Genomic DNA, 13,821 nt, shown 5'->3' with positions numbered 1-13,821 from the left:
GTCACGCTCCATGCGCATCGTCGAAGTCATCGCTGACGCGAAACATGCCAAAACACTCGCCGGAATGGCGAAATTCTATGGCGCCGAGGATTTCTGGTGGGGCGGCGGCGATGGCGCCGACGGCCGCTGCAGCATCCGGATGCTGGTTCCGGACGACAGCCGCCAGGCGCTCATCGATTCGCTACAGGATCTATTCAAGGCGAACGACCGCGCGCGCATCGTCGTGCAGCCGATCGATACCGTCCTGACGCACCAGCGTCCGGACGAGCAGGAGTTAACCGAACGCAAGGCCCGGAAGGTGGCCGCCACGCGCGAGGAGTTATACACCCAGATCGCCAAGGGCGCGCAACTCGACAGCAATTATCTGGTGCTGACCGCGCTCTCGACCCTCGTCGCCGCGATCGGCATGATCGAGAACAATGTCGCGGTCGTGGTCGGCGCCATGGTCATCGCGCCCCTGCTGGGCCCGAACATCGCGTTCGCCTTTGCCACCTCGCTTGGCGATCGGGAATTGAGTTGGCGTGCCCTGAAGACGAGTGGCGCCGGTCTGATGCTGGCGCTCACGCTCTCTTGTGCCATCGCGCTGCTCCTGCCGATCGACCTTGCGAGCCACGAGATCATGACGCGCACGGATGTGGACTTGAGCGGCGTGGTTCTGGCGCTCTCCTCTGGCGCGGCGGCGGTACTCTCGCTCACCACGGGCATGGCCTCGTCGACGCTGGTGGGCGTCATGGTCGCCGTGGCGCTATTGCCACCGGCCTCCACCATGGGAATGATGCTCGGAGCAGGCCACTGGGAGCAGGCACTGGGCTCCTTCTTGCTGCTTACCGTGAATATCGTCTGCGTCCTGCTGGCCGCCAAGCTGGTCTTCCTGGCCAAGGGCGTTCACCCCCGCTCCTGGACCGAACGCAATCGGGCGAAGCAATCGATGGCCTTCTATCTCTCGCTCTGGGCCGTAATGCTGTTAGTCTTGATCGGGGTCATTCTGCTTCGGTCCACCGCTTGGACCTTTGAGTAGGGTGCGTGATCGAGCGGTGGCAACGCCTCCCCAAGTCACCTCTTCTTGACCGAGATGTTTCCTGCGTATGACAGTAGGAGCCCGCTTGCGGGCGACTTGCGGGCTCGCGGGCGAAGGAGGTTGGCAGACCCACAGGTTTTGGCAGGTCATGTCGCCCGCAAGCGGGCTCCTACGATGGCGGATGACACCAGAATGAGAACGGCTGTGGTGAAGTCTCATCATTGGCGCAGGCCGACAGCGGCGCACTGGCGTTTCGGTTTGTCGGTTTTGCTCGCGACCGGCGCCTTGGTTCTGTCGCCACCGCCGGCGTGTGCGCGCGATGCCGTGACCTTGCAACTGAAGTGGACCCATTGCTTTCAGTTTGCCGGTTATTACGCCGCGCAGGAACAGGGGTATTACCGCGAAGCCGGGCTTGACGTGCGGCTCGAGGAAGGTCTGCCAGGAATCGATGTGGTCGGACGGGTGGTGTCGGGCCAGGCGGACTATGGGATTGGCACCAGTAGCCTGTTGCTCGCTCGCGCCGCCGGAAAACCCGTGGTGGCACTCGCGGTGATTCTCCAGCATTCGCCCCTCGTACTGATCGCTCGCCAACGGCAGGCGGCACAAAGCATCCATGATCTCGCCGGCAAGCGCGTGATGGTCGAACCCGACGCCGATGAAATCCTGGCCTATCTCAAGCGCGAGGGCATTCCTCCCGAGCGTTTGATCCAGATCGATCACAGCTTCGAGATACAGGATCTGATCGACGGCAGGGTCGACGCTCTGACCGCCTATCTGTCGAACGAGCCCGAACTGCTCGACCGTCTGCATGTCCCCTATCAAATGTATACGCCACGCTCGGCCGGGATCGATTTCTACGCCGACAATCTGTTCACCTCGGAGCGGGAACTCCACGCCCATCCCGAGCGGGTCCGCGCGTTTCGCGCGGCGAGCCTGCGGGGCTGGGAGTATGCGCTGACGCATCCCGATGAAATCATCGAGCTGATTCTGACGAAATACGCCGGACGCGATACGCGCGAGCACTACGTCTTCGAGGCCGCACAACTGCGTCCGCTGATTCGCGCGGACCTGATCGAGATCGGTTACATGAACCCAGGGCGTTGGGCGCACATGGCCGAAACTTACGCCGAAATCGGATTGTTACCCGCCAACGTTTCCCTTGATGGATTTCTCTACGATCCCTCTCCCGCAGTGGATCTCAGCGGGCTCTACCTGATTCTTGCGGCGGTCCTAGGATTCACGGGTATTGTCGGTGGCGTGACGGTTTATATTTACCGTGTCAACCGTCGCTTGCGCCACAGCTTGAGCGACCTTCAACAGGCTAACGGTCGGCTGGCGGTGTTATCGACGGCCATCGAGAACAGCCCGACCTCCGTCGTGATTACCGGACCGGACACCCTCATCCAGTATGTCAATCCCGCATTCGTGACCGTGACCGGCTATTCGGTCGCCGAAGCGGTCGGCCAAACCCCCAGAATTCTGCGATCCGGGTTAACCGAACCGACGACGTTTCGGGAGATGTGGAGCCATCTGAAACGCGGCGAGCCGTGGAGCGGCGAGCTGATCAATCGTCGCAAATCCGGAGAGGTTTACTGGGAAGAAGCCCATGTCGCCCCAATCAAAGACCGTGCGGGTCAAACCACCCACTACGTTGCGGTGAAGCTCGACATCACCGAGCGTAAACAGGCCCATCAGCAACTGGATTATCTGGCGCACCACGATGCGCTGACCCATCTGCCCAACCGCCTCCTGTTCTTTGAGCGCGTCGCGCAAACGCTGGCGCTGGCCAAACGGAACCAGACCAAATTCGCCCTGCTGTTTATCGACCTCGACAAATTCAAGCCGATCAATGACACCCACGGTCATGCCGTTGGGGATCTGGTCTTGCGGGAAACGGCCAAGCGCCTGTCCGGGTGCGTGCGGGAATCGGACACGGTCGGTCGGATCGGCGGGGACGAGTTCGTGGTGTTGCTGCCCCACGTTGGCGGCGCGGAGCATGCGACCATCGTCGCCAACAAGATTCGCCAGGCGCTGAGGCAGCCGTTGACCGTCGCCGAGACCACGCTCTTCATTTCATCGAGTATTGGCATCGCGATCTATCCGGAACACGGCCATGACCAACTCGCCTTGACCGCGCATGCCGACGGCGCCATTTACGCTGCCAAGGCGAGCGGTCGAGACCGCATCCAGGTTGCCGCTGTTGGCAACCCAGCATCGACCCCGCTCAACCATCCGTCGGCAGAATCCGCAATAGAACCCCCTTATCCTGATCGGTGAGGACATAGAGATAGCCGTCCGGCCCCTGGCGCACGTCGCGTACCCGGCTGCCGATGGTCAGTTTCTCCTCGCCGATCACTTGTTCCCCATCGAGATCGATGTGGCGGATCTGGCCGAATTTAAGCGCACCGCTGAAAAGATCGCCCTTCCAGCGCGGGTAACGGTCGCCGGTATAAAAGGCCAGACCGCTCGGCGCCTTCGAGGGCGTCCAGACGATCCTCGGTTCCGGGATGCCGGGGCGGCTGGTTTCGTTGGAAATGCGCGGCCCCCAGTATTCCTTGCTGTAGGTGACCGCGGGCCAGCCGTAATTCCGGCCCGGCTCGATCAGGTTCAGTTCGTCGCCGCCGCGCGACCCGTGCTCGTTGGCCCAGACCCGTCCGCTGGCTGGGTCCAGGGCCATGCCCTGGATATTGCGGTGACCGAATGTATGGATTTCGGGGCGCGCGCCGGGGCGCCCGAGAAAGGGGTTGCCCGGATGCGGTTGACCATCGGACGTGAGACGCAGGATCTTGCCGAAGTGCGTCCCGAGCCGTTGGGCCTGATTGCGGATGTTCTCGCCCGCGAAGGCGATGGGCGGGTTGCCGCCGTCGCCGATACTGAGCAGCAGGCTGCCATCCGCTAGCCAAAGGATGCGCGATCCGAAGTGCTGACCGTCGTTCTTGGTCTCCGCGTTCCTGAAGATGACGTCCAGATCGTTGAGCCGCGTGCCGTCGAAACGCGCCTTGGCCACGGTCGTGCGGTTGGCGTCCTTGGTACCCGTGGCATAGCTCAGATAGATCAGCCGGTTATCGGCAAAATCCGGATGCGGCGCGACATCGAGCAGACCGCCCTGACCCTGGGCGAAGACATCGGGTACGCCAGCGATGGGCGTTGGGTCGAGCACGCCCTCGCGGACGATTCGCAACCGACCGGGACGTTCGGTGATCAGCGCGGAGCCGTCCGGCAGCCAGGCGATGGACCAGGGATGCTCCAGGCCGGTCACGACCACCTCGGCACGCCAGCCAATCGCTTCCGGCACATCGCCGCTGTGTCTCACGCCAGTCGCCCCAGGATCTGGATCTGGAGAAGGCGCACAGTTGACGAGCGGGAGCCAGGACAGGAGCGCGAGAACGAGAAGAAGAGGGGCCGCGAGTTTCATGAATCTACTCCTCGTGTCGCGTCGCGATCCGGACTGATCAAACCGCCGTGGTGCCGGCGGGCAACTCCGACGGCGCCTCGCCCCGTGCCTTGAGTTCGTCGAAGGGGTCGGGATCGCGTCGGGCATGACCCGCATCCCTGAGCTTGGTCAGATACTCGAACCACAACGGCTGCCAGGCGCGGCCGAGCTTGTAGAGATACTGCCAGTCATAGAGACCGGAGTGGTGCCCGTCGTCGAAAAAGAGCTTGATCGCGTACTGGCCGACCGGCTGGATATCCGTGATTTTTACCCGCTCCTTGCCGACCTGGAGTTTGGCCGTCGCGGGCGAATGACCGCGGACCTCGGCCGAGGGCGAATAGACCCGCAGGTATTCGCACGGCAGCCGGAAACGCGCGCCATCGTCGAAGGCAAGTTCCAGCACCCCGGATTGCTGGTGCAGATGGATGTCGGTGGGGAGTGGATGTTGGTCCATGAGCGGGTTTTATCGCAAACCGTGAGTGATGGATGCCAAATGGGGGGCGATCGACGAACCGCAACGCTGGCGATAGCGGCTTTCTCCTAAACCGGACGGGGTCAAGACCCCGTCACGCTCCGGATCGCCGCCGAAACCGACAGCGATCATCGGTTTCTGGATCTGCCAGCGGCTTCATGAAACATTCGGATTAGGCGCAAGCGGGATTGTGCCAACGGAACCCGGCGTCCGAGGCCGACGGGCTCCGCTGTCCGCCTACCACCGCTGCCGCTCTTTGCTCTTCTCGTTGCGATCGTGAACGTACCCGCCCAGCGCCCCGGCTCCCGCGCCAATGAGCGCGCCCTTCCCGGCGTCGCCGCTCAATGAACCGATCGCCGCGCCGGTGGCCGCCCCGAGCGCGGCACCGCTCCCCGTCCGCGAGGCGGTGGTGGTGCCGCAGGCGGCGATTGAGGCGGCCGCCAGCAGGGTTATCGAAATCGTCATCAGTTTCATCGCTTTAGCTCCTATGGACAGACATTGTCACTGCGTCTCGCCGATCGCGCAGGGCGGTCGCGACGCTGGAAAAGGCTGAAAACGACGTTTTTCGCTCTGGACGCGGTTGAACGCAGGTTCAACGGCCATTCACACGCCTCTTCACCATGATTATAAATGCGGGCGCGCCCTGGCATCTCCAACGCCAAGGATTCGGTTCGAAGCAACACACGCCAGAAGTGACTTGACCTTGGTCAAGGCCATCCAACTCCGCTCCCGCGACACTCTCCCCCGCGCGCCGATTTTCCTTGAGCCATTTTTCAGATCCAGAGGTTTCCATGTATTGCAATCAGTGTGAACAAACCTTCCGCCAGACCGCCTGCGTCAGCTCCCCCGGCGTGTGCGGCAAGGACGCGGATGTCCAGTCGCTTCAGGAAACCCTGCTCTACGGACTCAAGGGCATGGCCGCCTACGCCCATCACGCCCGGAGAATGGGTAAATTCGACGAGCAGGTCTCGTCCTTCATCGAGGAAGCCCTGTTCGCGACCATGACCAACGTCAACTTCGACGTGGAGACCCTGCTGGAACTCTGTCTCAAGTGCGGCGAGATGAATCTGCGGGTCATGGAACTGCTCGACGAGGGCCACGTTGAATCCTTCGGCAAGCCCGCGCCGATCAAGGTCAGGGAAGGCACCCAGGCGGGACCGGGGATTCTGGTCTCGGGGCATGATCTGGTGGATCTCTGGAACCTGCTCGAACAGGTCAAGGGCACCGATATCAAGGTCTACACCCACGGCGAAATGCTGCCGGCCCACATGTACGCGAAGTTCCAGCAGCATCCGAACCTGGCGGGGCATTATGGCGGCGCCTGGCAGAATCAGAAGAAGGAATTCGCGGCCTTCCCCGGCCCCGTGGTCGTGACCACCAACTGCGTGCTGATCCCGCCCGACAGCTACAAAGGCCGGCTCTTCACCATGCGCGCCACGGCGGTGCCGGGCGGTCAGCGTCTGGACGAGGATTTTTCGGCGGTCATTGAGGAAGCGCGTCGCTGCGAGCCTTGCGAGGAACACATCGTGGGAGAATCCACGGTTGGTTTCCATCGCACCGTGCTGCTCGACCGGGCCCAGACCATCGTCGATGCCGTCAAGGCCGGCCAGATCAGCCATTTCTTCGTCATCGGCGGTTGCGACGGTGCCGAGAAGGGCCGCAACTACTTCAGCGACTATGCGCAGGCCACGCCGAAGGATTCATTCATCCTGACGCTCGGCTGCGGCAAGTTCCGCATCCGCGATCACGATTATGGCGAGCATCTGGGCCTGCCGCGTCTAATGGACATGGGTCAGTGCAATGACGCCTATGGCGCGATCGCCGTCGCGGTGGCGCTGGCCAAGGCGTTTAACTGCGGCGTGAACGACCTGCCACTGACGCTGGTCATCAGTTGGTTCGAGCAGAAGGCCGTGGCCGTGTTTTTGACGCTGCTGAGTCTCGGGGTCAAGGGCATCACGCTCGGCCCGAATCCGCCAGCCTTCGTTACGCCCAACGTCTTCGCCATTCTGCAGGAACGCTATGATCTGCGGCTCACCGGCGGCGATGCCGAGGGCGATCTGAAACGCGCCATGGGCGCCTGAACCAGCAACCGTCAGATGGAACCGCACAGGCGCAATACCGTGCGGTTTCGCTTGTCGCCAGTACAGCAGCACCTCAGGCGTTCAGGATCAACACGTATCGACTTCAGATAAACATCGTCAGGCGATCAGACCGCCAAGCGCGCGGAGGATTTCCCGTTCGTCCTGAGAGGGTGTAGACAAAATCAAACCGTTGTGGTCAACCGCCGCAGCAGGATGCGCGCCTCCGCCAGCCAAACCCAGGTTTCGGAGACCGCTGGCAGACGGTCATGATGCATGATCAATCGACGGGCACGCTCATTCCACGCATGGGTGCGCTCGACAACCCAGCGCTTCGGCAGCGGAACGAAGCCGTCGGCGTTGGCGATCACCACTCGGTCAGGCGCCCCGTCCACGTGCCAGGAGCCAACGCTTTTGTTGGCTGGATGGCGCACGACTTCCACGCGGATCGCGTGGGTCTGCTCGGTGGTTTGGGCAAATTGACCGGCGTAGGCGCTATCGACAAACAGCGTGTTGATCTGGGGGTACTTGGCGGCCGCGTCAGCGACGGCGCCCGAGGCGGCATCGCGGTCCTGAAGATTGGCCGCGACCACGCTCACCGCCAACACGAACCCCAAGGTATCGACCACCAGGCTGCGCTTGCGCCCCTTGACCTGCTTGCCCGCATCAAAGCCGCTCGGTCCACCCTGCGGCGAGCCGCGGGTCGATTGCGCATCCAGCACCGCCGCCGTCGGCGCGATCTCACGCCCCTCGCGTTCGCGCCATTGCCCCCGCAGTCGATCATGCATCTGCTCAAACTTCCCAGCCGCACTCCAACGGCGAAACGTCTTGTAGACATTCTGCCAAGGCGCGAAATCGTGCGGCAGCATCCGCCACGCGCACCCCGTGCGCACCACGTAGCAACACGCCTCCAGGATGCTCCGGCGCGACACGCGGGGCGGTTGACCCCGCCCGCCCGGCATCTCAAAGAGAGCGGCGACCAAGTCCCACTCCGCATCGGTCAGACAACTTGGGTAGCTTTGGTCGGGGTCGTGGCGACGATGCGCATCCGTATACCCATACCGACGCGGCGTTGCGCGCGCTTGCGCCTCGAGACCACTCTCGCCCCGGAGGCGCGTGACGCCCGCCTCCCGCAAGGACTTGCGAATCGTGGCTTCATGAGCCTCGATTCCCGTCCGTGCCGCGAGTTCCCGGGCAATCTCTGACAGCGTGGAGGTCGGGCGATCCGTGACAATTTGACGCAATACCGCTTGCTCCGCCTCGTGAATCTTGGGGGGACGACCAGCTTTCGACATCAGCGCACACCAGCTCAGTTGTAGACTGGTATACAAATAGCAGCTCAATTATTTTTGTCTACACCCTCTGAGGCTCTCGAGGCCTGTCATGAGCCCAGTCGAATGGGATGGACGGGAAATCCGGGCTCGGCGCTCCGGCCTCAAACCGTCGCCGGCCGCGGCCTGACCCGACGATCCTTGATCCAGATTCCTTCCGCGTCCTCCATCACCCTGACCGGCGTCAGCCGCTGACCGCTGCAGAGCGTACTGAGCGATTCGCCCGTGAGCGGGTCATAGACGATCCCATGCATCGAACAACGCAAAAGTTGACCGGTCTCGTCAAAAATCATATCGTTTTCGCAATCGAGCTCGCGCGGCATGTGCACGCAGAGATTTCGATACGCAAGACACCGCCCCTTGTAACGAAAGACGAGTAAGGAGGTTGGGTCGCCGGCATAGGTCGCATCGATCCGGAGATAGGCGCCCTCAACCAGTTGCTCGCTGTGACCGATCCAAAATCGTTGATCGCGGAGAGTTGACATATTGATCGCGCTTTCCGTTTAAACCGCGTCCGCACGGACACCCCGACTTTTATCGCAATCCGAATCGAGGAGCCAACCATGACCATCAATCGACTCTTTGGCGGTATCGCCGCCGTCGCGCTGCTGCTGTCGGCCTCCGCCGTGTCCGCCGATAACTTCAATGTCTACGGCAATAGCGCCTATAACGAAGTGCTGCGCAGCCAGGCCGATGTCAACCATGCCGCCGCCGGGGCCATCGATCGCGAATCCCGCGCGCGTTCGCGGCTCATGAACAGCAACGCCGATCTGACGGATAATCGGGTACGGGTCATGAATCGGACCGAGGATACCGAGGTGTTTGGCCGCAATACCTCGAATGTCGCCAATGGCATCGGCTCGATCGGCGATGCGGCGCAAAGCATCGGTCACGGGGCCTCCGCCCTGCGCTGGGGCTTCCGCTAATCCTGATGTCACGCCTCCGCCCTGATCGCTGACTGTCGCCCGATCGGTTTGGGCGGACAGGCGTGAGCCAATGGCTCCAGCGCCCCGAAGCCCAGACCGAGTTACACACCTTCGCCAAAATCAGGACTTCGCAATTCCTTCGCCAGCACCGTGGCGTCCTCGCGGCCCTTGCCCGCCGGATAATACTTGCGGCGGGTGCCGATCTCGCAGAACCCTTCCGAGACATAAAGCGCGCGCGCGCCGCTGTTGGAGGCCCGCACTTCCAAAAAGGCGGTGTCGGCCTTGCGCTTGAGCGCGAGCGACAGCAGATGACGCAACAGTGCGCGGCCCAGACCCTGGCGCTGACAGCGCGGATGCACGCAGAGGTTGAAGATGTGACATTCGCCGACGGCAACCGACATGATCCCGTGCGCGACGATGTCCCGAGCGATCTCGCCGACCCAGCAGCAGTAACCGACCCGTAGACAGTCCTGGAAAATCTCGTCGCTCCAGGGGTACGCGTAGGCCGCGCGCTCGACCGCCCCGACCGCGGCAAGATCCTCGCCGCGCATGGGTCTGAGCGCGAACCCTGGGCCTTGTTCCTGAATTGACATCGTTGATACTCACCACGCGACTGAAAATGACCCGCATCATGCCATGATCGATTTATCCGACAAGCCCGCAAAGAGCATCACCAAAAAGGTTTGGTTTCGGGCTATAGTTGCCGCGATTCCTTGACTCCCGCCTGGCCTGAGTTGCTCCAACCATCCATACGACCGCGTTCGGGCAATGCCACCTTCGCCGTGTCGCGCGGCATTTTCGCCTCGCCGGGATCCTTTTTTCCACTTTTTGCGGGACAGATCGATGTCGCATAAGACAATGGCCACCCTCGACGGCAATGAAGCCGCCGCCTATGTCGCACACATGACCAACGAGGTCATCGCCATTTACCCCATCACGCCCTCCTCGAACATGGGCGAATGGGCGGATGAGTGGTCCTCGCTGGGGGTCAAAAACCTTTGGGGCACGGTCCCCGACGTGGTCGAGATGCAGAGCGAGGCGGGCGCCGCCGGGGCCATTCATGGCGCCCTGCAGGGCGGTTCGCTGGCGACCACCTTCACCGCCTCCCAGGGTCTGCTGCTGATGATCCCGAACATGTACAAGATCGCCGGCGAACTCTCGCCGGTGGTCTTCCATGTCTCGGCCCGTTCGCTGGCGGCGCAAGGTCTGTCGATCTTCGGCGACCACGCGGACGTGATGGCCTGCCGGGCGACCGGCTATGCGATGCTCTGCGGCGCCTCGGTGCAGGAGGCGATGGACTTCGCCCTGATCGCGCAGGCCGCGACCCTGGAGAGCCGCCTGCCCTTCCTGCACTTTTTCGACGGTTTCCGCACCTCGCACGAGGTCGCGAAGATCGAGCGGCTGCCGGTCGAGACGATCCGCGCCATGATCGACGATGACTTGGTCAAGGCTTGCCGGACCCGCGCGCTCAACCCGGATCACCCCATTCTGCGCGGCACCTCGCAGAATCCGGATGTCTATTTCCAGGGACGCGAAACGGTCAATCTCCATTACAGTCGAACCCCCGCCATCGTGCAGGGCGTGATGGATCGTTTCGCCAAGCTGACCGGGCGTCAGTACGGACTCTTCGAGTATGTCGGCGCGCCGGATGCCGAGCGGGTGATCCTGCTGATGGGCTCGGGCATCGGCGCCGCCGAGGAGACCGTCGACCACTTGGTCGCCCATGGCGAGAAGGTCGGCATGCTCAAGGTCCGGCTCTTCCGCCCCTTCGATCCAGCCTATCTGCTCGCTGCGCTGCCGGTCACCGCGACCCGGATCGCGGTGCTCGATCGCACCAAGGAGCCGGGTTCCGATGGCGAACCGCTCTATAAGGATGTGCTCACCGCGCTTGCCCAGGCACACGCCGGGGGCGATCTGGCGACCATGCCGCGCGTGATCGGCGGCCGCTACGGTCTGTCCTCGAAGGAATTCACGCCCGGCATGGTCAAGGGCGTCTTCGACGAACTGACCAAGGAGAAGCCGAAAAATCAGTTCACGATCGGCATCGTCGACGATCTCACGCACACCAGCCTGGACTGGGATCCGACCTTCCGGCCTGACGTGACCAAGGGCGTCACCGCCTGCGTCTTCTACGGCCTGGGCTCGGACGGCACCGTGTCGGCCAACAAGAATTCCATCAAGATCATCGCCGAGGAAACGCCGAACTACGGTCAGGGCTATTTCGAGTACGACTCGAAGAAGGCCGGCGCCATGACCATCAGCCATCTGCGTTTCGGCGCCCATCCGATCAACAGTACCTATCTGATCGGCGACGACGAGGCGAGTTTCGTCGCCTGCCATCAGCCGACTTTCCTGACGCGCTACGACATGCTCGACAAGGCGCGCAAGGGCGGCGTCTTCCTGCTGAACTCGGCTACTCCATCCGACCAGGTCTGGAACGAACTGCCGCGCAAGATGCAGCAGACCATGATCGAGAAGGAATTGTCCTTCTACGTGATCGACGCCTACGGCATCGCGGCGGCGACCGGCATGGGCCGGCGCATCAACACCATCATGCAGACCTGCTTCTTCGCCATCTCCGGCATCCTGCCGCGCGACGAGGCGATCGCCCACATCAAGACCGCGGTCAAGAAGACCTACGGCAAAAAGGGTCAGGCGCTGCTGGAGCGCAACAATCAGGCGATCGACGCCACCCTGGCCGGACTGCACCAGGTCACCCTCAACGGCAGCGTCACCAGCGCCTTCGATCGCCCGCCGGTCGTGCCGGACGATGCGCCCGAGTTCGTGCACAAGGTCACGGCGACCCTGCTGGCGGGGCGCGGCAACCAGCTTCCGGTCAGCCTGATGCCGGTCGACGGCACCTGGCCCACCGGCACCACCCGCTTCGAGAAGCGCAACCTGGCGCTCAAGCTGCCGCTCTGGGACGAGGCGCTCTGTAGTCAGTGCGGCAAATGCCCGCTGGTCTGCCCGCACGCGGCGATCCGCGCCAAGGTGTTTCCGGCCGAACTCGCCGCGGACGCCCCGGCGAGCTTCCGGCACGTCGCGATGAAGGGCAAGGATTTCCCCGAGGGCCATCGCATCGCCTATCAGATCGCCCCCGACGACTGCACCGGTTGCGGACTCTGCGCGGAGGTCTGCCCGATCCGCGATCGCACCAATCCGAGTCACAAGGCGCTCGACATGGTGGAGGCGACCGAGATCCACGACGCGGAACAGGCCAACTGGGACTTCTTCCTGACCCTGCCCGAATTCGACCGCGCCAGCCTTGATCCGAGCAAGATCAAGCACGCCATGATGATGCAGCCGCTGTTCGAGTTCTCCGGCGCCTGCGTGGGCTGCGGCGAGACACCCTATATCAAGCTCGCCACCCAGTTGTTCGGCGATCGCATGCTGGTCGCCAACGCCACCGGCTGTTCCTCCATCTATGGCGGCAACCTGCCGACGACGCCCTACACCACCAACCCCGAGGGGCGCGGTCCGAGCTGGAACAATTCGCTGTTCGAGGACAACGCCGAGTTCGGGCTCGGCATCCGTCTGGCCGTGGACAAACAGACCGAACAGGCACGCGAACTGCTGACCCAACTGGCGAGCCAGATCGGCGGCGAACTGGTCGAGGGGCTGCTGAGCGCCGATCAGTCGAGCGAGGCCGGCATCCATGACCAGCGCGAACGGGTCGCGGCGCTGAAAGAGACGCTTAAGGGTCTCAATACACCGGAAGCACGCACCCTGGCGGCAATCTGCGAGCAACTGGTCAAGCGCAGCGTCTGGATCATCGGCGGCGACGGCTGGGCCTACGACATCGGCTACGGCGGCGTCGACCATGTGCTCGCCAGCGGGCGCAACGTCAACCTGCTGATCCTCGACACCGAGGTCTATTCCAACACCGGCGGACAGAAATCCAAGGCGACCCCGATGGGCGCGGTCGCCAAGTTCGCCGCCGGCGGCAAACCGACCTTCAAGAAGGATCTGGCCATGATGGCCATGGCCTACGAGAACGCCTATGTCGCCCAGGTGTCGTTCGGCGCCAAGGACGTGCAGACCGTGCGCGCCTTCCTGGAGGCCGAGTCCTATGACGGACCCTCGGTCATCATCGCCTACTCGCCCTGTATCGCCCACGGCGTGGACCTGTCGAACAACCTGCGCCAGCAGGACATGGCGGTGAACTCCGGTCACTGGTCGCTGTTCCGTTACGACCCGCGCCGGGCCGCGAAGGGCGAGAATCCGCTGCTGATGGACAGCAAGCCGCCGAGCATTCCCTATCGGGATTTCGTCGCCTCGGAGACCCGTTTCAGCCTGCTGAACCGGACCCATCCCGAGGCCGCCGAACGCTATCTGCAACTGGCGCAGAAGCATGTGCAGACGCACTTCACGCTCTACGAGCAGTTGGCGCATCTGGCTGTCCAGAAGTCGGGCGTGCCCCCGACCGAATAGGCGGGCGGCCCGATGAATGGCCAGTCGATCCTGGCCAAGACACATTCAGGCACCCGGCCAGCCGTCATGCCGACTCACTGTCGACGGCGGCTGGTCGGACGCGCCCGGTCTCTCCCGTCCTCTGGGCAAGGG

The 13,821-nt window shown here is 63.0% G+C and carries 11 protein-coding genes; 5 read left to right on the top strand and 6 right to left on the bottom strand.

Annotated elements, in window-relative coordinates:
- The first annotated feature begins 10 nt into the window (after positions 1 to 10).
- Complete coding sequence (locus tag THIVI_RS18505) at positions 11 to 1,018, top strand: TIGR00341 family protein (protein ID WP_014780055.1); 1,008 nt, start codon at positions 11 to 13, stop codon at positions 1,016 to 1,018.
- A gap of 258 nt (positions 1,019 to 1,276) precedes the next feature.
- Positions 1,277 to 3,295, top strand: coding sequence for a diguanylate cyclase domain-containing protein (locus THIVI_RS18500; RefSeq protein ID WP_052315066.1), 2,019 nt, complete (start codon positions 1,277 to 1,279; stop codon positions 3,293 to 3,295).
- Here the strand turns inward: THIVI_RS18500 and THIVI_RS18495 are convergent.
- From THIVI_RS18495 to THIVI_RS18485, 3 genes are all read right to left on the bottom strand, one after another.
- Positions 3,243 to 4,433 (bottom strand): PQQ-dependent sugar dehydrogenase, encoded by a 1,191-nt coding sequence (locus THIVI_RS18495; RefSeq protein ID WP_014780053.1) that lies wholly within the window; start codon positions 4,431 to 4,433, stop codon positions 3,243 to 3,245. The genes THIVI_RS18500 and THIVI_RS18495 overlap by 53 nt on opposite strands.
- A 37-nt stretch (positions 4,434 to 4,470) precedes the next feature.
- Positions 4,471 to 4,905 (bottom strand): gamma-butyrobetaine hydroxylase family protein, encoded by a 435-nt coding sequence (locus tag THIVI_RS18490; RefSeq protein ID WP_014780052.1) that lies wholly within the window; start codon positions 4,903 to 4,905, stop codon positions 4,471 to 4,473.
- Positions 4,906 to 5,160: 255 nt separating this feature from the next.
- Positions 5,161 to 5,388, bottom strand: coding sequence for a YMGG-like glycine zipper-containing protein (locus THIVI_RS18485; protein WP_245537309.1), 228 nt, complete (start codon positions 5,386 to 5,388; stop codon positions 5,161 to 5,163).
- Positions 5,389 to 5,714: 326 nt separating this feature from the next.
- Between THIVI_RS18485 and hcp the strand changes: the two genes are divergently transcribed.
- Positions 5,715 to 7,004 carry a hydroxylamine reductase gene (hcp, locus tag THIVI_RS18480; RefSeq protein ID WP_014780050.1) on the top strand — a complete coding sequence of 430 codons (1,290 nt, stop codon included), beginning with the start codon at positions 5,715 to 5,717 and terminating at the stop codon, positions 7,002 to 7,004.
- Positions 7,005 to 7,186: 182 nt separating this feature from the next.
- On the opposite strand, the gene THIVI_RS18475 is transcribed toward hcp, so the two are convergent.
- Both THIVI_RS18475 and THIVI_RS18470 read right to left on the bottom strand, forming a co-directional pair.
- The gene (locus THIVI_RS18475; RefSeq protein ID WP_041447215.1) at positions 7,187 to 8,296 is read right to left on the bottom strand and encodes an IS5 family transposase; all 1,110 of its coding nucleotides are present in this window, start codon (positions 8,294 to 8,296) and stop codon (positions 7,187 to 7,189) included.
- A 140-nt stretch (positions 8,297 to 8,436) separates the two neighbouring features.
- Positions 8,437 to 8,817 (bottom strand): Rieske (2Fe-2S) protein, encoded by a 381-nt coding sequence (locus tag THIVI_RS18470; RefSeq protein ID WP_014780049.1) that lies wholly within the window; start codon positions 8,815 to 8,817, stop codon positions 8,437 to 8,439.
- 78 nt (positions 8,818 to 8,895) lie between these two features.
- Here THIVI_RS18470 and THIVI_RS18465 point away from each other — a divergent pair, with 78 nt between their 5' ends.
- Positions 8,896 to 9,258: a hypothetical protein gene (locus tag THIVI_RS18465; protein WP_014780048.1), complete on the top strand. Its 363-nt coding sequence runs from the start codon at positions 8,896 to 8,898 to the stop codon at positions 9,256 to 9,258.
- Between the two features lie 101 nt (positions 9,259 to 9,359).
- Here THIVI_RS18465 and rimI read toward each other — a convergent pair whose 3' ends face one another.
- Complete coding sequence (rimI, locus tag THIVI_RS18460; protein ID WP_014780047.1) at positions 9,360 to 9,851, bottom strand: ribosomal protein S18-alanine N-acetyltransferase; 492 nt, start codon at positions 9,849 to 9,851, stop codon at positions 9,360 to 9,362.
- Positions 9,852 to 10,101: 250 nt separating this feature from the next.
- Here rimI and nifJ point away from each other — a divergent pair, with 250 nt between their 5' ends.
- Positions 10,102 to 13,689, top strand: coding sequence for a pyruvate:ferredoxin (flavodoxin) oxidoreductase (gene nifJ, locus THIVI_RS18455; RefSeq protein ID WP_014780046.1), 3,588 nt, complete (start codon positions 10,102 to 10,104; stop codon positions 13,687 to 13,689).
- Positions 13,690 to 13,821: the final 132 nt, after the last annotated feature.

The organism is Thiocystis violascens DSM 198, from assembly GCF_000227745.2.
GTDB classification, from domain to species: Bacteria; Pseudomonadota; Gammaproteobacteria; order Chromatiales; family Chromatiaceae; genus Chromatium; species Chromatium violascens.
Note: the sequence above shows the minus strand (reverse complement) of the source record. Positions and strands in the feature narration are given on the sequence as shown.